Source organism: Alloyangia pacifica (genome assembly GCF_020524285.1).
Lineage (GTDB): Bacteria > Pseudomonadota > Alphaproteobacteria > Rhodobacterales > Rhodobacteraceae > Salipiger > Salipiger pacificus_B.
The window spans coordinates 294,645-315,687 of the sequence record NZ_JAIVKX010000008.1; the positions used below are offsets into that span (position 1 = coordinate 294,645).

34 protein-coding genes are annotated in these 21,043 nt (G+C 63.5%); 2 read left to right on the plus strand and 32 right to left on the minus strand.

What is annotated here, in order from left to right:
- The first annotated feature begins 71 nt into the window (after window positions 1–71).
- Window positions 72–689, plus strand: a complete 618-nt coding sequence (locus tag LC039_RS13065; protein WP_226624873.1) for a TetR/AcrR family transcriptional regulator — start codon at window positions 72–74, stop codon at window positions 687–689.
- A 22-nt stretch (window positions 690–711) separates the two neighbouring features.
- On the opposite strand, the gene LC039_RS13070 is transcribed toward LC039_RS13065, so the two are convergent.
- From LC039_RS13070 to rpsM, 8 genes are all read right to left on the minus strand, one after another.
- Complete coding sequence (locus tag LC039_RS13070; RefSeq protein ID WP_226624874.1) at window positions 712–1,419, minus strand: NYN domain-containing protein; 708 nt, start codon at window positions 1,417–1,419, stop codon at window positions 712–714.
- A 19-nt stretch (window positions 1,420–1,438) separates the two neighbouring features.
- Entirely contained in the window at window positions 1,439–1,942 is a 504-nt protein-coding gene (locus LC039_RS13075) for a GNAT family N-acetyltransferase (protein ID WP_226624875.1), read from the minus strand.
- A complete protein-coding gene (locus LC039_RS13080) occupies window positions 1,942–2,709 on the minus strand; it encodes a potassium channel family protein (protein ID WP_226624876.1) in 768 nt (255 codons plus the stop codon). Before LC039_RS13080 ends, LC039_RS13075 begins: the two co-directional genes overlap by 1 nt.
- A 103-nt stretch (window positions 2,710–2,812) precedes the next feature.
- On the minus strand, window positions 2,813–3,940 hold the full coding sequence (locus tag LC039_RS13085; protein WP_226624877.1) for an S-(hydroxymethyl)glutathione dehydrogenase/class III alcohol dehydrogenase: 1,128 nt from the start codon (window positions 3,938–3,940) through the stop codon (window positions 2,813–2,815).
- Window positions 3,941–4,208: 268 nt separating this feature from the next.
- Complete coding sequence (gene rplQ, locus LC039_RS13090) at window positions 4,209–4,634, minus strand: 50S ribosomal protein L17 (protein ID WP_226624878.1); 426 nt, start codon at window positions 4,632–4,634, stop codon at window positions 4,209–4,211.
- A gap of 116 nt (window positions 4,635–4,750) precedes the next feature.
- The gene (locus tag LC039_RS13095; RefSeq protein ID WP_066104134.1) at window positions 4,751–5,767 is read right to left on the minus strand and encodes a DNA-directed RNA polymerase subunit alpha; all 1,017 of its coding nucleotides are present in this window, start codon (window positions 5,765–5,767) and stop codon (window positions 4,751–4,753) included.
- 115 nt (window positions 5,768–5,882) lie between these two features.
- Window positions 5,883–6,275 carry a 30S ribosomal protein S11 gene (gene rpsK, locus LC039_RS13100; RefSeq protein WP_072780049.1) on the minus strand — a complete coding sequence of 131 codons (393 nt, stop codon included), beginning with the start codon at window positions 6,273–6,275 and terminating at the stop codon, window positions 5,883–5,885.
- 13 nt (window positions 6,276–6,288) lie between these two features.
- Entirely contained in the window at window positions 6,289–6,657 is a 369-nt protein-coding gene (rpsM, locus tag LC039_RS13105; protein ID WP_226624879.1) for a 30S ribosomal protein S13, read from the minus strand.
- Between the two features lie 355 nt (window positions 6,658–7,012).
- On the opposite strand from rpsM, the gene LC039_RS13110 reads away from it, so the two are divergent.
- The gene (locus tag LC039_RS13110) at window positions 7,013–7,405 is read left to right on the plus strand and encodes a BLUF domain-containing protein (RefSeq protein ID WP_226624881.1); all 393 of its coding nucleotides are present in this window, start codon (window positions 7,013–7,015) and stop codon (window positions 7,403–7,405) included.
- A gap of 122 nt (window positions 7,406–7,527) precedes the next feature.
- On the opposite strand, the gene LC039_RS13115 is transcribed toward LC039_RS13110, so the two are convergent.
- The 24 genes from LC039_RS13115 to rpsJ all read right to left on the minus strand — a co-directional run bounded on the left by LC039_RS13115 (window position 7,528) and on the right by rpsJ (window position 20,736).
- Window positions 7,528–8,172 carry an adenylate kinase gene (locus LC039_RS13115; RefSeq protein ID WP_226624883.1) on the minus strand — a complete coding sequence of 215 codons (645 nt, stop codon included), beginning with the start codon at window positions 8,170–8,172 and terminating at the stop codon, window positions 7,528–7,530.
- Entirely contained in the window at window positions 8,169–9,533 is a 1,365-nt protein-coding gene (gene secY / locus LC039_RS13120) for a preprotein translocase subunit SecY (protein WP_226624884.1), read from the minus strand. The genes LC039_RS13115 and secY overlap by 4 nt, the downstream gene beginning before the upstream one ends.
- Window positions 9,534–9,642: 109 nt before the next feature.
- On the minus strand, window positions 9,643–10,107 hold the full coding sequence (gene rplO, locus LC039_RS13125; RefSeq protein WP_226624886.1) for a 50S ribosomal protein L15: 465 nt from the start codon (window positions 10,105–10,107) through the stop codon (window positions 9,643–9,645).
- Window positions 10,108–10,444: 337 nt separating this feature from the next.
- The gene (gene rpmD, locus LC039_RS13130) at window positions 10,445–10,633 is read right to left on the minus strand and encodes a 50S ribosomal protein L30 (protein WP_066104107.1); all 189 of its coding nucleotides are present in this window, start codon (window positions 10,631–10,633) and stop codon (window positions 10,445–10,447) included.
- 5 nt (window positions 10,634–10,638) lie between these two features.
- Window positions 10,639–11,217: a 30S ribosomal protein S5 gene (gene rpsE, locus LC039_RS13135; RefSeq protein WP_226624888.1), complete on the minus strand. Its 579-nt coding sequence runs from the start codon at window positions 11,215–11,217 to the stop codon at window positions 10,639–10,641.
- A gap of 210 nt (window positions 11,218–11,427) precedes the next feature.
- Window positions 11,428–11,787 carry a 50S ribosomal protein L18 gene (gene rplR, locus LC039_RS13140; RefSeq protein ID WP_226624890.1) on the minus strand — a complete coding sequence of 120 codons (360 nt, stop codon included), beginning with the start codon at window positions 11,785–11,787 and terminating at the stop codon, window positions 11,428–11,430.
- Between the two features lie 11 nt (window positions 11,788–11,798).
- Window positions 11,799–12,332, minus strand: a complete 534-nt coding sequence (gene rplF, locus LC039_RS13145) for a 50S ribosomal protein L6 (RefSeq protein WP_226624892.1) — start codon at window positions 12,330–12,332, stop codon at window positions 11,799–11,801.
- Window positions 12,333–12,342: 10 nt separating this feature from the next.
- Window positions 12,343–12,735, minus strand: coding sequence for a 30S ribosomal protein S8 (gene rpsH, locus LC039_RS13150; RefSeq protein WP_095880731.1), 393 nt, complete (start codon window positions 12,733–12,735; stop codon window positions 12,343–12,345).
- A 12-nt stretch (window positions 12,736–12,747) separates the two neighbouring features.
- Window positions 12,748–13,053, minus strand: coding sequence for a 30S ribosomal protein S14 (gene rpsN, locus LC039_RS13155; RefSeq protein ID WP_108964500.1), 306 nt, complete (start codon window positions 13,051–13,053; stop codon window positions 12,748–12,750).
- 12 nt (window positions 13,054–13,065) lie between these two features.
- On the minus strand, window positions 13,066–13,626 hold the full coding sequence (rplE, locus tag LC039_RS13160; RefSeq protein WP_092424784.1) for a 50S ribosomal protein L5: 561 nt from the start codon (window positions 13,624–13,626) through the stop codon (window positions 13,066–13,068).
- On the minus strand, window positions 13,619–13,930 hold the full coding sequence (gene rplX / locus LC039_RS13165; RefSeq protein WP_092424782.1) for a 50S ribosomal protein L24: 312 nt from the start codon (window positions 13,928–13,930) through the stop codon (window positions 13,619–13,621). Before rplX ends, rplE begins: the two co-directional genes overlap by 8 nt.
- On the minus strand, window positions 13,930–14,298 hold the full coding sequence (rplN, locus tag LC039_RS13170; protein ID WP_005854833.1) for a 50S ribosomal protein L14: 369 nt from the start codon (window positions 14,296–14,298) through the stop codon (window positions 13,930–13,932). Before rplN ends, rplX begins: the two co-directional genes overlap by 1 nt.
- Window positions 14,299–14,414: 116 nt before the next feature.
- Entirely contained in the window at window positions 14,415–14,645 is a 231-nt protein-coding gene (rpsQ, locus tag LC039_RS13175; RefSeq protein ID WP_066104083.1) for a 30S ribosomal protein S17, read from the minus strand.
- Between the two features lie 13 nt (window positions 14,646–14,658).
- Window positions 14,659–14,865: a 50S ribosomal protein L29 gene (gene rpmC, locus LC039_RS13180; RefSeq protein ID WP_066104080.1), complete on the minus strand. Its 207-nt coding sequence runs from the start codon at window positions 14,863–14,865 to the stop codon at window positions 14,659–14,661.
- Window positions 14,866–15,072: 207 nt separating this feature from the next.
- Window positions 15,073–15,693 carry a 2OG-Fe(II) oxygenase family protein gene (locus LC039_RS13185; RefSeq protein WP_226624900.1) on the minus strand — a complete coding sequence of 207 codons (621 nt, stop codon included), beginning with the start codon at window positions 15,691–15,693 and terminating at the stop codon, window positions 15,073–15,075.
- Window positions 15,694–15,807: 114 nt separating this feature from the next.
- Window positions 15,808–16,221, minus strand: a complete 414-nt coding sequence (gene rplP / locus LC039_RS13190) for a 50S ribosomal protein L16 (protein ID WP_226624903.1) — start codon at window positions 16,219–16,221, stop codon at window positions 15,808–15,810.
- 13 nt (window positions 16,222–16,234) lie between these two features.
- The gene (rpsC, locus tag LC039_RS13195; RefSeq protein ID WP_226624904.1) at window positions 16,235–16,945 is read right to left on the minus strand and encodes a 30S ribosomal protein S3; all 711 of its coding nucleotides are present in this window, start codon (window positions 16,943–16,945) and stop codon (window positions 16,235–16,237) included.
- Window positions 16,945–17,325, minus strand: a complete 381-nt coding sequence (gene rplV, locus LC039_RS13200) for a 50S ribosomal protein L22 (RefSeq protein WP_092424772.1) — start codon at window positions 17,323–17,325, stop codon at window positions 16,945–16,947. Before rplV ends, rpsC begins: the two co-directional genes overlap by 1 nt.
- Before the next feature lie 3 nt (window positions 17,326–17,328).
- Window positions 17,329–17,607 carry a 30S ribosomal protein S19 gene (rpsS, locus tag LC039_RS13205; RefSeq protein ID WP_226624905.1) on the minus strand — a complete coding sequence of 93 codons (279 nt, stop codon included), beginning with the start codon at window positions 17,605–17,607 and terminating at the stop codon, window positions 17,329–17,331.
- Window positions 17,608–17,610: 3 nt separating this feature from the next.
- Window positions 17,611–18,453 (minus strand): 50S ribosomal protein L2, encoded by an 843-nt coding sequence (gene rplB / locus LC039_RS13210; protein ID WP_066104062.1) that lies wholly within the window; start codon window positions 18,451–18,453, stop codon window positions 17,611–17,613.
- Between the two features lie 333 nt (window positions 18,454–18,786).
- On the minus strand, window positions 18,787–19,083 hold the full coding sequence (locus LC039_RS13215) for a 50S ribosomal protein L23 (RefSeq protein ID WP_226624906.1): 297 nt from the start codon (window positions 19,081–19,083) through the stop codon (window positions 18,787–18,789).
- Entirely contained in the window at window positions 19,080–19,697 is a 618-nt protein-coding gene (rplD, locus tag LC039_RS13220) for a 50S ribosomal protein L4 (RefSeq protein WP_226624908.1), read from the minus strand. The genes LC039_RS13215 and rplD overlap by 4 nt, the downstream gene beginning before the upstream one ends.
- On the minus strand, window positions 19,694–20,419 hold the full coding sequence (gene rplC, locus LC039_RS13225) for a 50S ribosomal protein L3 (protein WP_226624910.1): 726 nt from the start codon (window positions 20,417–20,419) through the stop codon (window positions 19,694–19,696). Before rplC ends, rplD begins: the two co-directional genes overlap by 4 nt.
- 11 nt (window positions 20,420–20,430) lie before the next feature.
- The gene (gene rpsJ, locus LC039_RS13230; RefSeq protein ID WP_066104052.1) at window positions 20,431–20,736 is read right to left on the minus strand and encodes a 30S ribosomal protein S10; all 306 of its coding nucleotides are present in this window, start codon (window positions 20,734–20,736) and stop codon (window positions 20,431–20,433) included.
- Between the last annotated feature and the right edge of the window lie 307 nt (window positions 20,737–21,043).

Sequence of the window (21,043 nt, forward strand, 5' to 3'; positions counted from 1 at the left end):
TGTCCCGCGGCATGTTGCTTGCCTCCCCTGAACGGCGCAGTCTAAGATTGTCCGGACAAAGGAGCAGCCTGATGGGGTCCGAGACAGCCGAGGTGCGCCGCGGGCGCAAGTTCGAGCAGGTGCTGGAAGGCGCGCGTTGCATCTTCCTGCGAGATGGCTTCGAAGGGGCCAACGTGGATGACATCGCCCGTGCGGCCGGGGTCTCCAAGGCAACGCTTTACAGCTATTTCCCGGACAAACGGCTGCTCTTCATGGAGATGGCGGCACGGCAATGCGCGCTGCAGTCGGACGAGGCGATGCTGAAGATCGACCCGAGCCGCCCGCCCGTAGAGGTGCTGCCGCTGGTGGCCCGCAGCTTCCTCAGGTTCGTCCTGTCGGAGATGGGCCAGCGCATCTTTCGAATCTGCATCGCCGAGGCCGATCGCTTTCCCGACCTCGGTCGGCAGTTCTACCAGAGCGGGCCGATGACCATGCATCGCAAGCTGACCGATTACCTGGCCACCGCACGCGACCGCGGCGAGCTCGAGATCGACGACCTCGAACTGGCCGCCGATCAGTTCACCGAGCTGTGCAAGGCCAGCCTCTGGACACGCTGCGTTTTCGGCGTGGCCAAGGCGCCCGGCGAGGCCGAGGTCGCACGCACCGTCGACGGCGCAGTGGCAACCTTCCTCGCCCGCTACGGCGCCTGAGCCGGAGTTTTCTGAGCCGGGATCAGTCCAGCCGTCGCACCAGCATCTGGTTGCCCGGGCCGCGCTTGGTCTCGAAGACCTTCAGCTCGTCCACCAGATCCGACAGCTTGCGCTTGCCGTAGCTGCGGGTGTCGAAATCCGGGTTCGCCGCGGTGATGAACTGGCCGAGCTGGCCGAGCGTGTACCAGTCGTCCTCCTGCTCGATCGCGTCCATCGCGGTGAAGATCAAGTTGCGTGCGTCCTCGAGGCGGCCGCTCTTCTGCGGCTTGACCCCAGCGGCCTTCTCCGGTGCGCTGTCGAGGTTCTCGAGGAAGATGAAGCGCTTGCAGGCCTTGCGGAAGGCATCGGGCGTCTTCTGCATGCCCATGCCGAAGACGTCGAGCCCCTGCTCGCGGATGCGGCTCGCCAGCCGGGTGAAATCGCTGTCGGAGCTGACCAGCACGAAGCCGTCGAAGCGGCCCGAGTGCATCAGGTCCATGGCGTCGATCACCAGCGCAATGTCACTGGCATTCTTGCCCACGGTGTTCGCCGGCTGGTGGTGCGGCACGAGGCCGAATTCGGCGGTGACCTTCGACCAGCCGGCCATCTGCTGGCTGGAGAAATCGCCATAGCAGCGGCGTACGCTGGCCTCGCCGAGGCTGGCCAGTTCGTCGAAGATCGCCTTGGCATACTTGGGGGAGGTGTTGTCGGCGTCGATCAGGACCGCCAGCAGGCGGGTGTCGTCTCGCATGGGATACTCCTTTGCGGGCTCAGCTGCCCGCAAGCGTCTTGTACAGGACCAGCGCATCCACGTCGCCCTGCTCGGGGTGGTGGAAGGCGCCGGGAAGTCGGCCGACCGTCTCGAACCCGGCACGGAGCCAGGTGTCGACGGCGCGGGTGTTGGTCGAAACCACGAAGTTGTACTGCATGGCCCGGAAGCCGAGTTTCGGCGCAAGCTCGAGGGAGTGCGCCAGCATCCGCCGGGCCACGCCGCGGCCGCGCGCCTCGGCGGCGGTGACATAGCCGCAGTTGCATACGTGCGAGCCGCCGCCCTTCTGGTTGCGCACGATGTAATAGGTGCCGAGCAGGCGCTCGCCATCACTCATGACGAAGACCCGGCGTTCCGGCCCCGTCCAATAGGCGATCGCCTCCTCGCGGGAAATGCCTGGGTCGATGGCGTAGGTGTCACCGGCGCGGAACACCGGCTCAAGCATCCGCCACAGCGGCTCGGCATCTTCGGGGGCGTAGCTGCGCAGCTCCAGCGTTTCACTCATCAGCTTTGTCCCTCGGTCTCGATGCGGATGATCTCTCCGCAGTGTTTGCAGTGAATGGCGTCGGCATCATGCAGTCGCAGGCCGCAGGTCTCGCAGGTCTTCTTCACCTTGATCGGGCGGAACAGCACCTGGGCCAGCCGCAGGAAGAGCGTCACGCCGCAGATCATCACCACCACCGAGATCACCCGGCCCCAGGAGCCCTCCAGAGTGATATCGCCGTAGCCGGTCGTGGTGAGCGTGGTGACGGTGAAGTAGAGCGCGTCGGCGTAGTTGTTGATCTGCGGATTGGACCGGTACTGCAGCGCGTAGACCAGCCCGGTCATCACGAAGAGGAAGACCATCAGGTTGACCACCGCGATCAGCACGTCCTCGTTCTCGCGGAAGACCTTGAAATCCTCGCGCAGGCGCTTGCTGAGCTGGTAGGTGTGCAGCAGGCGCAGCGTGCGCAGGACCCGCAGGAAGCCCAGCCCCTCGCCCGCCAGCGGAGCCAGGAACGAGATCAGCGAGACCAGATCCGCCAGCGTCGCCGGGCTCAGCAGGAAGCCGGTCTTCTTGGGCGCGATCCAGAGCCGCGCAAGGAAGTCGGCGAGAATCACCAGGCCGAAGGCGACGTCGATGATCTCGACGATACGCCCGTGCGAGGTGAAGGAGGTCGCGATGACGAAGAGCACGGTGAAGATGTCGAAGCCGAGCAGCGCGTAGCGGAAGCGATGCGCCTCGTCGCTGTCGCCCTCGTAGAGGTCTTTCACCTTGTCGCGCAGGCTCATCATCGCCCTCCCCGTCCGGTTCGCATGACCTATAGGGTGGCGCGGCACCCCCGGCAAGCCAAGCGCCTGCCGGGAGAAATTTCATGCCGGGGGTCGCGGCGGGTCAGTATTCCACCACCGCGCGGATCGACTTGCCTTCGTGCATGAGATCGAAGCCGTGGTTGATCTCGTCGAGGGTCAGCTTGTGGGTGATCATCGGGTCGATCTCGATCTTGCCGTCCATGTACCACTCGACGAACTTCGGCACGTCGGTGCGGCCCTTGGCGCCGCCGAACGCCGTGCCCTTCCACACCCGGCCGGTGACCAGCTGGAACGGGCGGGTGCTGATCTCGGCCCCGGCCGGCGCCACGCCGATGATCACCGACACGCCCCAGCCCCGGTGCGAGCACTCGAGCGCATCGCGCATCACCTTCACGTTGCCCGTCGCGTCGAAGGAATAGTCCACGCCGCCGATCTGGTCCGCCCCGCGCTTGGTCAGATCGACGATGGCCTGCACCGTGCTGTCGACCTTCGAGGGGTTCACGAAGTGGGTCATACCGAACTTCTTGGCCATCTCGGCCTTGGAGTCGTTGAGATCCACGCCGATGATCATGTCGGCGCCGGCCATGCGCAGGCCCTGGATCACGTTGAGGCCGATGCCGCCGAGACCGAAGACCGCCGCCGTCGAGCCGATCTCGACACCCGCCGTGTTGATCACCGCGCCGATGCCCGTCGTCACACCGCAGCCGATGTAGCAGATCTTGTCGAAGGGGGCGTCGTCACGCACCTTGGCGAGCGCGATCTCCGGCATCACCGTGTGGTTGGCGAAGGTCGAGCAGCCCATGTAGTGATAGATCGGCGTGCCATCGAGCATCTTGAAGCGCGTGGTCCCGTCGGGCATCAGACCCTGCCCCTGGGTGCCCCGGATCGCGGTGCAGAGATTGGTCTTGCCCGACAGGCACGAGGGGCACTCGCGGCACTCCGGCGTGTAGAGCGGGATCACGTGGTCGCCCGGCTTCAGCGTGGTCACCCCCTCGCCCACTTCCAGCACCACGCCCGCGCCTTCATGGCCGAGGATGCAGGGGAAGAGCCCCTCGGGGTCCGCGCCGGAGCGGGTGAACTCGTCGGTGTGGCACAGGCCGGTGGCCTTGACCTCGATCAGAACCTCGCCGGCCTTCGGGCCGTCCAGTTCGACTTCCATGATCTCGAGCGGTTTGCCGGCCTCGAGCGCGACGGCTGCACGGGTTCTCATGTCCCTGTCCTTCCTGATGGGGCTGCGGATGCCCCGCACCTAGCGGCGAGTTTGCTTCTGCCGCAAGCCGTTATGCGCCCCTTCGCGGAAATTTCACGACAGGTCCCAGCTCACGGAGGCAAGGGCCGCCGCGTGCTGCCGCCCACTTTACCTTCCAGCATAGCCGAAACCCTCCCCCGGATCGTCCCAGCCCCCCGGCGCCAAAGAGCAAAAGAAAAGGGCCCCGCCGTTTCCGGCAGGGCCCAGTCTCTCGCGCGGAGAGAAGGTCTTATTCGGCGTCAGCCAGAGCCTCTTCGGCTTCGAGGCGGGCCTTGTCGGCGGCACCCTTGGCCGAGACGTCACGGTCGACGAACTCGATGATCGCCATCGGTGCCATGTCGCCGTAGCGGAAGCCGGCCTTCAGGATGCGGACGTAGCCGCCCTGGCGTTCTGCATAGCGCGGGCCGAGCACTTCGAAGAGCTTGGCAACGTGCTGGTCCTGCTTGAGCTGCGCGGCAGCCTGACGGCGGGCGTGGACGTCGCCGCGCTTGCCGAGGGTGACGAGCTTCTCCACCACGCGGCGGAGTTCTTTTGCCTTGGGCAGGGTGGTCTTGATCTGCTCATGCTCGATGAGCGAGCCGGCCATGTTCGCCCACAGCGCCTTGCGGTGCTCGTGGGTACGGTTCAGGCGGCGGTAACCTTTTGCGTGACGCATTTTCTATCTCCAGATACGTGTTTTGCTTTGTCCGGGATCCCATGCGTGCGGGACCCTCACCTTGGGGCGGAATGCCCTTGTATGAAAGGCGGGGTTTCCCCCGCCCCTCGTTCGGCTCAGAACTGGTCTTCCAGTTTCTTTGCCAGATCTTCGATGTTGTCCGGCGGCCAGTCCTCGACGTCCATGCCCAGGTGCAGGCCCATGCCCGACAGCACTTCCTTGATCTCGTTGAGCGACTTCCGGCCGAAGTTCGGGGTGCGGAGCATCTCGGCTTCGGTCTTCTGGATGAGATCGCCGATGTAGACGATGTTGTCGTTCTTGAGGCAGTTCGCGGAGCGCACCGAGAGTTCCAGCTCGTCCACCTTCTTGAGGAGGAGCGGGTTGAACTCGAGACCGTCGTCGTCGTCCTGACGGCCGGCGGATTCGGGCTCTTCGAAGTTCACGAAGATCGACAGCTGGTCCTGCAGGATGCGGGCGGCAAATGCGATCGCGTCCTCGGGCGTGACCGAACCATCGGTCTCGACCTTCATGGTCAGCTTGTCGTAGTCGAGAACCTGGCCCTCACGGGTCGGCTGCACGTCATAGGCCACCTTCTTGACCGGCGAGTAGATCGCGTCGATCGGGATGAGGCCGATGGGTGCATCTTCCGGCTTGTTCTTGTCAGCCGAAACGTAGCCTTTGCCGGTGTTGACGGTCAGTTCCACGTAGAAGTCCGCGCCCTCGTCGAGGTGGCAGATCACGTGGTCCTTGTTGAGAACGTCGATACCGGCGGTCTCGGCGATATCGGCAGCCGTCACCACACCCGGACCCTTTGCGGTCAGGGAGAGGCGCTTCGGGCCTTCGACTTCCATGCGGAGAGCCACGCCCTTGAGGTTGAGGATGATGTCGGTGACATCTTCCCGCACGCCGGCGACCGACGAGAACTCGTGCAGAACGTTGTCGATCTGCACCGAGGTGATTGCCGCACCCTGAAGGCTCGACAGCAGGACCCGACGCAGCGCGTTGCCGAGGGTCAGGCCGAAGCCACGCTCGAGCGGTTCTGCGACGAGGGTCGCAACGCGGGTAGGATCGGCGCCGGGGCGAACCTCCAGCTGGGTCGGCTTGATAAGTTCAGCCCAGTTCTTGTGGATCATGCGTCCCTCCATTCCAGTCCGTGCCCCATGTCCAAAGGCGCGGACGCCCGAGGTTGAAATGACGAAGGCAGGGCCCCGCGCACAAGGCGAGGCCCCGCCTCATAAGTAAGTCCGATCAGACGCGACGACGCTTCGGCGGACGGCAGCCGTTGTGAGCAATCGGCGTCACGTCGCGGATCGACGTGATGTTGAAGCCCACGGCAGCCAGTGCGCGCAGAGCCGATTCACGACCCGAACCCGGGCCCTGAACTTCGACTTCCAGCGTCTTCACACCATGTTCCTGTGCCTTGCGGCCAGCATCTTCGGCGGCGAGCTGGGCAGCGTAGGGGGTCGACTTACGCGAGCCCTTGAAGCCCATGGTGCCGGCGGACGACCAGGAGATCGCATTGCCTTGCACGTCCGAGATCAGGATCTTGGTGTTGTTGAACGACGAGTTCACATGCGCCACGCCTGCGGCGATGTTCTTGGAGACCTTCTTCTTGCCTCCGCGACGGGTATCACGTGCCATTGGTCAGCCTCCCTTATTTCTTCTTGCCTGCGATGGGCTTTGCGGGGCCCTTGCGCGTGCGAGCGTTGGTGTGGGTCCGCTGACCGCGGACGGGGAGGTTGCGACGGTGGCGCAGGCCACGGTAGCAGCCAAGGTCCATCAGGCGCTTGACGTTCATCTGAACTTCACGGCGCAGGTCGCCTTCGACGGTGTAGTTCGCGTCGATGTGCTCGCGGATCGCCAGAACTTCGGCGTCCGACAGCTCGTTGACACGACGGGTCACGTCGATGTTGACGGCTTCGCAGATGGCTTTGGCGGAGGTGTCGCCGATACCGGTGATATAGGTCAGGGCGATCGGCACCCGTTTGTGGGTCGGGATGTTAACGCCGGCAATACGTGCCAAGTGTCTATTCCTTTCGTTGCGGTTCCGTAGCTCCAGAACCTTTTTTCACAACATGAGCCCGGAACGTGTGCACGTCACCGGGCCTTCCGCTGATGAGGTAATCTGCAAGACAAGCGCAGCCGGCCTCGCAAACCGAGTCTCTGTAAGAGATGGGAGTGGGTATGAGGATTCGGAAAGGGCGTCAAGACCCATTTCGGAACCTAGCTGCACCCTTGTTCGTTTACCGTCTCATGAAGGTCACGACAACCCTCCCCCCAACGCCGATACGGCTGTTTCCGCCTGCTTTCCGCCGGACTTTCCGCTGGGGCGCCGAATCCGCCGCGACCGGGCCCGCCATCGGGATTGGCCACTGCGGATGATCTACCAGCTTCTCTACACCAGCCGCTCCACCGTGCCGCGCGGGGGGCACACCGACCTGGACATCCTGTCGCACGCGCTGACCAACAACCGGCTGCTCGGAGTCACGGGCTGCCTGCTGCGCGAGGAGGACGGTTTCTGTCAGGTGCTCGAAGGTGCGAAGGACACCGTGCGGGCGCTGTTCGAGCAGATCCGCTGCGACCCGCGGCATTTCGCTGTGACCGAGAGGATCAACCGTCTGGTCCCGATGCGCAGTTTCGCAAGCTGGAGCATGTGCTACGGCGCGCTTTCGGCCGCGGACCGCGCGTTCCTGGCTCGACGCTTCGCGGGCGACTCGCGCAATTTCGCGGTGGTATTCGACCGGATCCAGAAGATCGCAGTCGCGAGTTGATGAGGGGGAAGTGAGGGCCCTGCCCCGTCCGCAAGGGCGGTCTCCCCGGGTCTTGCCGCCTGCTGCGAGGCACCGACCCGGGGGAGGGATTTCCGGGGCCCGCCAGTCCGGGCCCCGAAATGTCAGGCGTCGAGCTTCGCGGCGATGGCCGCCTTGACGCTGCCGATCTCGCCCAGCCCGTCAACGCGGGTGTGCTGCCCCTTGGCGTAGTAGTAGCCGATCAGCGGCGAAGTCTGCTTGTAGTATTCCATCAGACGCTTCTGCAGGGCCTGGGCATTGTCGTCGGCGCGGCGCTTGAACTCGGTTCCGCCGCAGACGGAGCACTTGCCATCGGCCGGGATCGGCTTGGTGATGTCGTTGTAGACCTCGCCACAGCTGCCGCAGGTCGAGCGGGCGGTGATGCGCTCGACAAGCGCATCGTCGTCCACCCGCAGCTCCACCACGCGGTCCAGCGTCTGCCCCTGCTCCTCGAGCAGATCCGCCAGCGCGTCCGCCTGCTTCAGCGTGCGCGGGAACCCGTCGAAGATGTAGCCGGCCGAAGGGTTGGCCTCGAGCTTCTCGCGGATCAGGCCGATCACGATCTCGTCGGTGACGAGCTCGCCGCGGGCCATGACCTCGGCGACCTTCTTGCCCATCTCGGTGCCGCTGTCCTTTGCTTCGCGCAGCATGTCGCCGGTCGAGAGCTGCACCATGCCACGACCCTCGACGAGGATGCGTGCCTGGGTGCCTTTGCCTGCGCCGGGCGGTCCAAGAAGAATGATATTCATCGCCGTGCGGGTCCCTTCCGTTTGCGTGCCTTGCCCTTGCCGCGCAGCTGCGACTTCTGGATCAGGCCTTCGTATTGATGAGCGAGCAGGTGGCTCTGAACCTGCTGGATCGTGTCCATGGTCACCGAGACCACGATCAGCACCGAGGTGCCGCCAAAGTAGAACGGGATCGCGAACTGCGAGCGCAGGATCTCGGGCAGCAGGCAGACCAGGGTCAGGTAGGCTGCGCCGAGGACGAGCACGCGGTTGACCACGTATTCAAGGTGCTCCGCGGTCCGCTTGCCCGGACGGATGCCGGGGATGAAGCCGTTCTGGTTCTTCAGGTTGTCGGCAACTTCATCCGTCTTGAACGACACGTTGTGTGTGTAGAAGTAGGCGAAGAAGATGATCATGGCCGCGAAGAACAGCAGGTAGAGCGGCTGGCCGGGACCGAAGTAGGCGAGGATCGTCGACATGATCGGACCGGTGGAGCCGGCCTGGCTGAAGGTCGCGATCGTGGTCGGCAGCAGCAGCAGCGAGCTGGCGAAGATCGCCGGGATCACACCCGCCGGGTTCACCTTGATCGGCAGGTGCGACTGCTGGGCCTCGGTCATCCGCATGCCGACCTGGCGGCGCGGGTATTGGATGGTGATCTTGCGCAGCGCCCGTTCCATGAACACCACGAACATGATCACCGCAACGACCATGAGGATCACCCCGACAATCACCGCGGGAGAGATCGCGCCCGAGCGGCCGGAGGCGAAGAACTGCGCCAGTGCCGCGGGGATCTCGGCGATGATGCCGACGAAGATGATGAGAGAGATGCCGTTGCCGATGCCGCGGGCGGTGATCTGCTCGCCCAGCCACATCAGGAACATCGTGCCGCCCACGAGGGTGATCACCACGGCGGCGCGGAAGTACCAGCCCGGATCATGGGCGAGGTCGCCCGCCTCGAGGCTGACCGCCAGCCCGTAGGCCTGGAACAGCGCCAGAGCGACGGTGCCGTAGCGGGTGTACTGGTTGATCTTCTTGCGGCCCTGCTCGCCCTCTTTCTTCAGCTGCTCGAGCGCCGGCACCATGGCCGTCAGGAGCTGCACGATGATCGAGGCAGAGATGTAGGGCATGATGCCAAGGGCGAAGATGCCCATGCGCCCCAGCGCGCCACCGGTGAACATCGACACCATGCCGCCGATGCCCTGGCCGGCCTGTTCCATAAACTGGCGCAGCGCGGTGCCGTCGATGCCCGGAACCGGGATGTAGGTGCCGAGTCGGTAGACGACCAGCAGCCCCAGCGTGAAGAAGATGCGGTTGCGAAGGTCCGTCGCCTTGCCGAGCGCCGCCCAGCTGGTATTGGCGGCCATTTGTTCCACAGCGGATGCCATGAGGGTCCTCTCTCAGACGAAACGCCGCCGGGGCGCTTTCCGGCTCCGGCGGCGTTCGTGGAAAACATGGGGCCTTATGTAAGCGGCACGGCGGCCGCTCACAACCCGCTTATTCAGCCGCGACTGCGGTCTTCAGCGCGCCACCTGCCTTCTCGACCGCCTCGACAGCGGCTTTCGAAGCGCCGGTCACCTCGATGGTGAGGGCGGCAGTGACGTCACCTTTCGCGAGAACGCGAATGCCGTCGAGCTTGCGGCGGACGAGGCCGGACGACACGAGGGTGTCCTCGTTGATCGACGCGGCGTCGAGCTTGCCGGCTTCGACGAATTTCTGGATCAGGCCCAGGTTCACGACAGCGTAGGACTTCCGGTTCGGCTTGTTGAAGCCGCGCTTCGGAAGACGCTGGTACAGCGGCATCTGGCCACCTTCGTAGCCGTTGATGGCCACACCCGAACGGGACTTCTGACCTTTGATACCACGGCCACCGGTCTTGCCCTTGCCGGAGCCCGGGCCGCGGCCGATGCGTTTCTTGGAGCGGGTTGCGCCCTCGTTGTCGCGCAGTTCGTGCAGTTTCATGTCGCTTCTCCTTGCCGGATGTGCCCCCCAGCGACGGATGGAGCAACCACGGCATTAGACGGTTAAGGATTCGCAGCCAGACTCGGGGAGCCCGGCCACCGGGGGCGTATAGCGCCCGTCGCCGCATGGTGCAAGGGATTAGCCAGAGGCTTGCCGAACCCGCGGCGTTTCGGGCACGGCGCTGGCGTCTCGTCCGGCCAAAAGCCTTCGAAGGCGTTTGCAAATCTCTTCGAAGAGATTTGCCCCTGCCCCGGATGGGGCGCGCAATGCGAAGCGCGCAAAAGAAAACGCCCCGGCATGAGGTCCGGGGCGCTTCCGAGATTGGCGAAGAAACGGCTCAGCCGCGCTCTTCGATGATCTCTACCAGGTGCGGGATCTTGCGAACCATGCCGCGCACGGCGGGGGTGTCCTCAAGCTCGCGGGTCTTGTTCATCTTGTTCAGACCCAGGCCGATGAGCGTCTGGCGCTGCACGGCGGGGCGACGGATCGGCGAGCCGATCTGCTTCACAACGATGGTCTTAGCCATGGGTCTCAGGCCTCCTCAGCCACTTGCGACGATTCCGCGGGGGCCTCGTCACGCTTGGGAAGGATGTCTGCCACCTTCTTGCCGCGACGCTGAGCGACGCTGCGGGGCGAGTTGACCTTTTCCAGCGCGTTCAGCGTGGCGCGGATCATGTTGTAGGGGTTCTGCGAACCGATCGACTTGGCGACCACGTCGTGCACGCCCAGCATTTCGAACACGGCACGCATCGGACCACCGGCGATGATCCCGGTACCGGTCGGCGCGGTGCGCATCACCACACGGCCAGCGCCGTGACGGCCTTCGATGTCGTGGTGCAGCGTGCGGCCTTCGCGCAGCGGCACGCGAATCATCTTGCGCTTGGCTTGCTCGGTGGCCTTGCGGATGGCCTCGGGGACCTCCTTGGCCTTGCCCTTGCCGAAGCCCACGCGGCCCTTCTGGTCGCCGACGACGACGAGCGCGGCGAAGCCGAAACGCTTACCGCCCTTGACGGTCTTGGACACACGGTTGATCGCGACAAGGCGATCTGCGAATTCCGGAGCTTCGTCGCGTTCACGACGGTTCCCGCGGCGGTTATCACGTTCTGCCATCAGGCATCCCTTTGTTCAGGTTGGCGCGTGGCGGACCGGGGCTGAGCCCGGGCCACATCGGCACCGATTGGACCAATCCAGGTGATCGCCGAAGAGATTTCGGAGTCGATCCCGGATCATCGAGGCGTTTCCGCCTGCAAAAGCGCAAGGCGGGTACGAGCCCCGCCTTGCGGATTGTCGATCATGCGGCGGGCAAGCCCGCCACCACGATCAGATTTTCAGACCACCTTCGCGGGCTGCGTCGGCCAGTGCCTTGACGCGGCCGTGGAAGAGGAAACCGCCGCGGTCGAAGTAAGCTTCTTCCACACCGGCTTTCTTCGCGCGCTCGGCAATCGCGGCGCCGACCTTCTGGGCGGCTTCCACGGTGCCTTTGCCGACGACGCCCAGGTCCTTCTCGAGCGAGGAGGCCGAGGCCAGGGTCACGCCCTGGATGTCGTCGATCAGCTGCACGCTGATGTTTTTGTTCGAGCGGTGAACCGACAGGCGAACACGCCCGGCGTTGACCTTGCGAAGCTTGTTCCGGACGCGCAGGCGGCGCTTGAGGAACAGTTCCCGTTTGCTGAGTGCCATGTTTCGCGTCCTTACTTCTTCTTGCCTTCCTTGGCGAAGATGTATTCGCCTTTGTAGCGAATACCCTTGCCTTTGTAGGGCTCGGGGCGGCGCCAGTCGCGGATGTTCGCCGCAACTTGACCGACTTCCTGGAGATCATGACCTTCGATGATGATCTCGGTCGGCTTCGGCGTGGTGACCGTGATGCCGGCGGGGATGTCGAAGTTCACATCGTGGCTGTAGCCGAGGTTCAGCTTCAGGGTCGAGCCCTGGACCGCGGCGCGGTAACCCACACCCTGGATCTCGAGCTCTTTCTTGAAGGTGTTCTGAACACCGTGGACCATGTTCGCCACGATCGTGCGGGACATGCCCCACTGCTGACGGGCGCGCTTCGAGTTGCCGCGCGGCGTCACAGTGATTGCATTGTCCTCGACCGTGATGGTCACGTCGTCGGTCGCGTTGAAGGTCTGGGTGCCTTTCGGGCCCTTCACTTCGACGGTCTGGCCGGAGACGGATGCGGAAACACCCGACGGCAGCTCGACCGGTTTTTTACCAATACGAGACATAAGCCCCTCCTTAGAAGACCGTGCAGAGCACCTCGCCGCCGACATTGGCAGCGCGGGCGTTTGCGTCCGACATCACGCCCTTCGGCGTGCTGACAATCGACAGACCGAGGCCCTGGCGGACCTGCGGGATGTCACTGACACCCATGTAGACGCGACGACCGGGCTTGGAGACCCGCTTCAGTTCGCGAATGACGGGGGTGCCGTCGAAGTACTTCAGGCTGATTTCGAGCGTGCCGTGGCCGCGCTCGTCGGTGCCTTTTTCGTAGCCGCGGATGTAGCCTTCGTCCTTGAGGACGTCGAGCACCCAGGCACGCAGTTTCGAGGCGGGGGTCGACACGGTCGACTTGCCGCGCATCTGCGCGTTACGGATACGGGTGAGCATATCGCCGATAGGATCGTTCATCTCATACCCTCCTTACCAGCTCGACTTAACCACACCGGGAAGCTGACCGTTCGAGCCGAGCTCGCGCAGGGCGATACGGCTGATCTTCAGCTTGCGGTAGTAGGCGTGGGGACGACCGGTCAGTTGGCAACGGTTGTGCAGACGGGTCGGCGAGGAGTTGCGCGGGAGTTTCGCCAGTTCCAGGCGAGCCTTGAAGCGCTCTTCCATCGGTTTGCTTTCGTCGGTCGCGATCTCTTTCAGAGCGGCGCGCTTGGCGGCGTATTGCTCCACCAGCTTCTGACGCTTCTTCTCGCGTTCGATCATGGATTTTTTGGCCATGTGTCTCGCTCCTCAGGCGTTGAAGGGCATGTTGAAATGCTTCAACAGCGCCTTGGCTTCCGCGTCGGTTGCGGCGGTCGTGGTGATGATCACGTCGATACCCCAAACCTCATCGACCTTGTCGAATTCGATTTCGGGGAACACGATGTGCTCCTTGATGCCCATGGCGAAGTTGCCACGGCCGTCGAAGGACGGCTTCACACCACGGAAGTCGCGGATACGCGGCATCGCGATGTTGATCAGGCGATCGAGGAAGTCGTACATCCGGTCACCACGCAGCGTGACCTTTGCACCGAGCGGCATGTCTTCACGGACGCGGAAGCCGGCGATCGACTTCTTTGCCTTGGTGGTGACAGCCAGCTGGCCGGCGATCTGGGTCAGGTCTTCCTGAGCCGATTTCGCCTTCTTGGAGTCGCGCACGGCTTCTGCGCCGCAGCCGATGTTCAGAACGATCTTGTCGAGTGCAGGAACCTGCATCGCGTTCTTGTAGCCGAACTCTTCGATGAGAGCGGCTTTGATCGACTCGCGGTACTGCGTCTTAAGACGCGGCGTGTAGGTCGCGGTATCAAGCATCGATCACGTCCCCCGTGGTCTTGGCGAAGCGGACCTTCTTGTCACCTTCCATGCGGAAACCGACGCGGGTTGCCTTGCCGTTGGCATCGACGATCGCCAGGTTCGACAGGTCGAGCGGCATGGCTTTCGGCATGCGGCCGCCCTGCGAGGTCTGGCTCTGACGGGTGTGACGGACGGCCATGTTCACGCCGCCGACAACAGCCTTGCCAGCTTTCGGGTCGACGGACTCGATGGTGCCGGTCTTGCCCTTGTCCTTGCCGGACAGAACGATGACCTTGTCACCTTTGCGGAGTTTGGCAGCCATTACAGCACCTCCGGAGCGAGCGAGATGATCTTCATGAAGTTCTTCGCGCGCAGCTCGCGAACCACCGGCCCGAAAATACGGGTGCCGACAGGCTCGCCCGAGTTGTTCAGGATGACGGCCGCGTTGCGGTCGAAGCGGATCGACGTGCCATCTTCACGACGAACTTCCTTGGCGGTGCGCACGACGACGGCCTTGCGGACGTCACCTTTCTTCACGCGGCCGCGCGGAATGGCCTCTTTCACCGAGACGACGATGATGTCGCCGACCGATGCGTAGCGGCGATGCGAGCCGCCGAGGACCTTGATGCACTGAACTTTCCGGGCACCGGAATTGTCAGCAACATCCAGATTGGTCTGCATCTGGATCATTTGGTTTCTCCCGACCTTTGGGGGTTGTTCTAGGTCTACCCCCCAGGGTTTCGATGATGCTGGGCACCATCGCAGGAAACGCCTGGACCCCGATCATATGACCGGGGCTTGGACGTTTACTCTGCGATGACTTCCCAGCGCTTCGTCTTGGACTTCGGTGCGCATTCGATGATGCGGACCGTATCGCCAACAGCGAATTTTCCAGCTTCGTCGTGAGCCCGGTACTTCTTGGACTTACGGATGGTCTTTTGCATGACCGGGTGCTTGAAGCGACGCTCGACCGAAACGGTGACGGTCTGTGCGTTTGCCGTGGAGGTCACGGTGCCTTGCAGGATACGCTTGGGCATTACTCAGCCTCCCTTACTCGGTTGCTGCCGCGCCGGCGGCTTTTTGGTTCAGCACGGTGTTGACGCGGGCAACGTCGCGGCGCACCTGGCGGATGCGTGCGGTGTTTTCGAGTGCGCCGGTCGCCTTCTGGAAGCGCAGGTTGAACGCTTCCTTTTTCAGCGCGACGAGCTCGTCCCGGAGCTGGTCCGGGGTCTTGTTCGCAAGTTCTTTGGCGTCCATAAGGTCGCTCCTTTGTTTCAACATCACCGGAGAGCCCCGTCGTGTTACGGGTCACCCTGATTCCCGGTGGAGGTGGATGAGCGCGCGATATAGGCCAGATTCCGGACCATGACAACCCTGTAAAACAAGGGCTCGCGCGCATGGCTGGCCTGTCCGGAGCGGGGGCCGGAAAGTGGCCCCTACCCCTAGCGGAAAGCGCGGGCAGGATCACTCCCACTTGTAGTTGAAGCTGACCGAGATGCGTTCGTCGTCGGACATGTTCATCGGCACCTCGTGGCGCAGCCAGCTCTCCCAGAGCAGCACGTCGCCCACGGCGGGGGTCTCGTAGACGAAAGCCTTCAGCTCCTCGCGGCAGCCCTTCCTGCGCGTCGGGGCGGCCATCATCATCGGCAGGCGCGGATCCTCGAGCTTCAGCGCGCTGGCGCCCTCGGGCATCGAGACATAGGTCGTGCCGGAGATCACCGAATGCGGGTGGATGTGCGAGCTGTGCGTGCCGCCCTCCGGCAGGATGTTGATCCACAGGTCCTCGAGCACCAGCTTTTTGTCGCCCAGCTCGAACTCCAGGTCCTCGGCAAAGGCCGCGACATGGGCGTCGAGGGATTTCACCAGATCCCCGAAGATCGGAAAGCGCCAGGGCAGGTCGGTCAGCGAGGCATAGGAGGTGTAGCCCGGATAGTCGTTCGCCTCGCACCATTCCTGGCCCGCCTCGTCGTCCTCGGCGATGGAATAGCAGGAGCCTTCGAGTTCATCCGCGTCGATCGCGGGGCCGTACTCGGAAAGATGCGCGCGGTAGAGGCGGGTGGCGAAGAGAGAGCGGATCTGGGCCATGGCACTGTCCTGAAGCGGTTGCGGCGGAGGGTCTCCCCTGCCCCGCGGGTTGGAACGGAAAACCCCCGCCGATCGCTCGGCGGGGGCTTGTCTCATGCGGTCATCCCAAAGGGATTACCAGTCCTCGCGAACCACGACGCGCGACTTGATCGGCAGTTTCATCGCGGCAAGGCGCAGGGCCTCGCGAGCGATGTCCTCGGGGACACCGTCGATCTCGAACATCACGCGGCCCGGCTTCACTTTGCAGGCCCAGTAATCCACGGAACCTTTACCCTTACCCATACGAACTTCGGTGGGCTTGGAGGTCACGGGGGTGTCCGGGAAGATACGGATCCAGACCCGGCCCTGACGTTTCATGTGGCGGGTCATCGCGCGGCGAGCCGCTTCGATCTGACGAGCCGTCACACGCTCGGGCTGAAGAGCCTTCAGGCCGTAGTGGCCGAAGTTCAGGTCGGAACCGCCCTTGGCCTCACCCTTGATGCGGCCTTTGAACATCTTCCGGAATTTAGTGCGTTTCGGTTGAAGCATCTCTCAAACCTCCTCAGCGACGGCCGCCCATGGCGCCGCGCGGAGCCGGACCGTCCTGCAGTTCCTGCGACTTGCGGTCGCGGGCTGCCGGGTCATGCTCCATGATCTCGCCTTTGAAGATCCAGACCTTGATCCCGATGATACCATAGGGGGTCGTGGCTTCGACGTGCGAGTAATCGATGTCGGCGCGCAGGGTGTGCAGGGGCACACGGCCTTCGCGATACCATTCGGTACGAGCAATCTCGGCACCGCCGAGACGACCAGCGACGTTCACCCGGATGCCCAGGGCGCCCATGCGCATGGCGTTCTGCACGGCACGCTTCATGGCACGACGGAAGGACACACGGCGCTCGAGCTGTTGCGCGATGCTCTCACCCACGAGGCGGGCGTCGAGCTCGGGCTTGCGCACTTCAACGATGTTGAGGTGCAGCTCGGAGTCGGTCATGTTGGCAAGCTTCTTGCGCAGGACTTCGATGTCCGCGCCTTTCTTGCCGATAATGACGCCGGGGCGTGCGGTGTGGATCGTGACGCGGCACTTCTTGTGCGGACGCTCGATGATCACACGGGCGACGCCGGCCTGCTTGCACTCTTCGTGGATGAAATCGCGGATCGCGAGGTCTTCCAGAAGCAGATCACCGTAGTCCTTGGTGTCGGCGTACCAGCGGCTGTCCCAGGTGCGGTTGACCTGGAGGCGCATGCCGATCGGATTGGTCTTGTTACCCATTAGGCTTGCTCCTCGACCTGACGCACCTTGATGGTGAGTTCCGAGAACGGCTTGTTGATGCGGCCAAAACGACCACGTGCACGCGGACGACCGCGCTTCATCACAAGGTTCTTGCCCACGTAGGCTTCGGCGACGACGAGTTCATCGACGTCCAGCCCGTGGTTGTTCTCGGCGTTCGCGATTGCGGACTGAAGGCATTTCTTCACGTCCACGGCGATCCGCTTCTTCGAGAAGGTCAGGTCCGTGAGGGCCCGCTCGACCTTCTTGCCGCGGATCAGCGCGGCCACCAGGTTCAGCTTCTGGGGCGAAGTGCGCAGCATGCGCAGCTTTGCCATCGCCTCGTTGTCCGCCACGCGGCGGGGATTCTTATCCTTGCCCATGGCTTACTTCCTCTTGGCTTTCTTGTCAGCCGCGTGGCCATAATAGGTCCGGGTCGGCGAGTACTCACCAAACTTCTGACCGATCATGTCTTCGGTGACATTGACGGGAACATGCTTATGGCCGTTGTAGACCGCGAACGTCAGACCCACGAACTGGGGCAGGATCGTCGAGCGGCGCGACCAGATTTTGATGACTTCGTTCTTGCCAGATTCGCGAACCTTCTCGGCCTTTTTCAGGACGTAGGCGTCAACGAACGGGCCTTTCCAAACAGAGCGCGTCATGGATTACCGCCCCTTCTTCTTAGCGTGGCGCGAGCGGATGATCAGCTTCTGCGACGCCTTGTTGGTGTTGCGGGTACGCTTGCCCTTGGTCGGCTTGCCCCACGGGGTCACCGGGTGACGACCACCCGAGGTACGACCCTCACCACCACCGTGCGGGTGGTCGATCGGGTTCATCACGACGCCGCGGACGGACGGACGCTTGCCGTAGTGGCGGTTACGACCGGCTTTGCCGAGGTTCTGGTTCGAGTTGTCGGGGTTCGACACGGCACCGATGGTGGCCATGCATTCCTGACGAACCATGCGCAGCTCGCCCGAGGACAGGCGGATCTGAGCGTAGCCACCGTCACGGCCGACGAACTGGGCGTAGGTGCCCGCGGCGCGTGCGATCTGGCCGCCCTTGCCGGGCTTCAGCTCGATGTTGTGGACGATCGTACCGATCGGCATGCCCGAGAAGGGCATCGCGTTGCCGGGCTTGATGTCGGCCTTGGCCGACGCCACGACGCGGTCGCCGATGGCGAGACGCTGCGGTGCCAGGATGTAGGCCTGCTCGCCGTCGTCATACTGGACGAGGGCGATGAATGCGGTCCGGTTCGGGTCGTATTCGATGCGGGCCACGGTGGCCGACACGTCGAACTTGTTCCGCTTGAAGTCCACGATGCGATAGAGACGCTTCGCGCCACCGCCGCGGCGGCGTGCGGTGATCCGTCCGGTGTTGTTCCGGCCGCCCGATTTCGTCAGACCCTCGGTGAGGGCCTTGACGGGACGTCCTTTATACAGCTCCGAACGGTCGATCAGCACCAGCCCGCGCTGGCCCGGCGTCGTCGGCTTGTACGACTTAAGTGCCATGCTTTCTGTCTTCCGTTGTAATGCGACAGCACCCGCGTATCGGGTGTGCCGGAGTTTAGCCCCCCGAAGGTGGCCGTGTCTTAGGGCCCCGAAGGTCCCCGGCGATCTGTTCTTTCGAACAAAAGCGAAGCCCCGGACGAATCCGGGGCTCAGCGGATGGCCTGCTCTAGTCAAAGAGTCGGCTGACGTCAAGCGCATCCCCTGCCGCAGGGCCCCTCGGGGCCCTTATTTGCCGGGGCTTCGGGCAAAAGGCGCCCTCCCCTTCCGCGGCCGGGAAAAGTGGAAAAGCCCCCGCGGATGCGAGGGCTTTCCCGAACATGTCGAAGGCGACGATCAGAGACCGGTGGTCACGTCGATCGTGTTGCCCTCTTCGAGGGTCACATAGGCCTTCTTGACGTCGTTCCGCTTGCCGATCTGGCCGCGGAAACGCTTCACCTTACCCTTGGTGATGGCGGTGTTCACCGCTTTCACCTTCACGCCGAAGAGCGCCTCGACGGCCTCTTTGACCTGGGGTTTGGTCGAGTCGATTGCCACTTCGAAAACCACGGTGCCGTTCTCGCCGACCATGGTGGATTTCTCGGTGATGATCGGCTTGCGGATCACGTCGTAGTGCTGTGCCTTAGCGGTCATTTCAGTCGAGCCTCCAGAGCTTCGACACCCGCCTTGGTGATCACCAGGGTGTCACGCTTGAGGATGTCATACACGTTGGCGCCGACGGAGGGCAGCACGTCCAGACCGTCGATGTTCGCGGCGGCGCGGGCGAAGCCCTCGTTCACCGAAGCACCGTCGATCACCAGAGCGCGCTTCCAGCCCAGGTTCTTGACCTGTGCCGCCAGCGTCTTGGTCTTGCCGTCGGTCTCTGCGTTCTCGATGATCACGAGCGAGCCGGTCTTGGCTTTCGCCGAGAGGGCCAGCTTGAGGCCGAGAGCACGGACCTTCTTGGGCAGGTCATGCCCGTGGCTGCGCGGGGTCGGACCCTTGTAGATACCACCCTTGCGGAAGATCGGCGCCTTGCGGGAGCCGTGGCGTGCGCCGCCGGTGCCCTTCTGGCGATAGATCTTCTTGGTCGAGTAGCTCACTTCCGAGCGGGTCTTGACCTTGTGCGTACCGGCCTGGGCCTTGTTACGCTGCCAGCGGACCACACGGTGCAGAATGTCGGCGCGCGGCTCGAGATCAAAGATCGCGTCCGTCAGCTCGACTTCGCCCGCGGCACCGCCGTCGAGTTTGATCACGTCGAGTTTCATTCGTCGCCTTCCTTCTGTTCGGCTTCGGCTTCAGCCGGAGCAGCAGCGGATTTCAGGCCAGCCGGCAGAGCAGCGTTCTCGGGGAACGGCTTCTTCACGGCGTCCTTGATGGTCACCCAGCCGCCTTTGGAGCCCGGCACCGCGCCCTTGATCATGATGATGCCGCGGTCGGCATCGGTCTTCACGACCTGCAGGTTCTGCGTGGTAACACGGACGGCGCCCATGTGGCCGGCCATTTTCTTGCCTTTGAAGACCTTGCCCGGATCCTGACACTGACCGGTCGAACCGTGCGAACGGTGCGAGATCGACACGCCGTGCGATGCACGAAGACCACCGAAGTTGTGGCGCTTCATGGCACCGGCAAAGCCCTTACCGATGGTCGTGCCGGCAACGTCGACATACTGACCTTCGAAGTAGTGCTCGGCCGAGATCTCTTCGCCGACGGCGATGAGGTTCTCTGCGTCGACGCGGAATTCCGCGATCTTCCGCTTCGGTTCCACCTTGGCCGCGGCGAAGTGGCCACGCATGGCCTTCGACACGTTCTTGGCCTTGGCCGCACCGGCGCCGAGCTGAACGGCGCTGTAGCCGTCCTTGTCAGCGGTCCGCTGTGCGACGACCTGGCAACCTTCGAGTTGGAGAACGGTCACAGGAATCTGCTTGCCGTCTTCCATGAAAAGCCGGGTCATGCCGACTTTCTTTGCGATAACTCCAGAGCGCAACATAATCTGCCCCCTTACACCTTGATCTCGACATCCACGCCGGCCGCGAGGTCGAGCTTCATCAGCGCGTCCACGGTCTGCGGGGTCGGATCGACGATGTCGAGAAGACGCTTGTGCGTGCGAATCTCGAACTGATCGCGGGATTTCTTGTTCACGTGCGGGCCACGCAGAACAGTGAATTTCTCAATCTTGTTCGGCAGCGGAATCGGGCCGCGAACGGTCGCGCCGGTGCGCTTGGCGGTGTTCACGATTTCCTGCGTCGATGCATCGAGGACGCGGTAATCGAACGCCTTGAGCCGGATACGGATGTTCTGGTTCATCGAACAGTCCTTTTTGGCGTTGAGGTTGAGAGGAGGATGGACGCGCATCGCCGCACCCTCATCGAACCTAAAAGGCGGGGAATCACCCCGCCCTTCACGACCCTTGGGTCGTTGCGCGCGTATACGGCTCGAAGCCCTGTTTGGCAAGCCCCCGATGCCGCCCTCGGCACATCTGCGGCGATGAGCACCGCCTGGCGCGCGCCTCCCCCCAAGGCAAAGGGGCCGCCCCTATGGGCGGCCCCTTCGTTTGACTTCCGATCACCGGCCCCGCAGGGCCGGGTCAGACCACGATCACTCGAGGATTTTC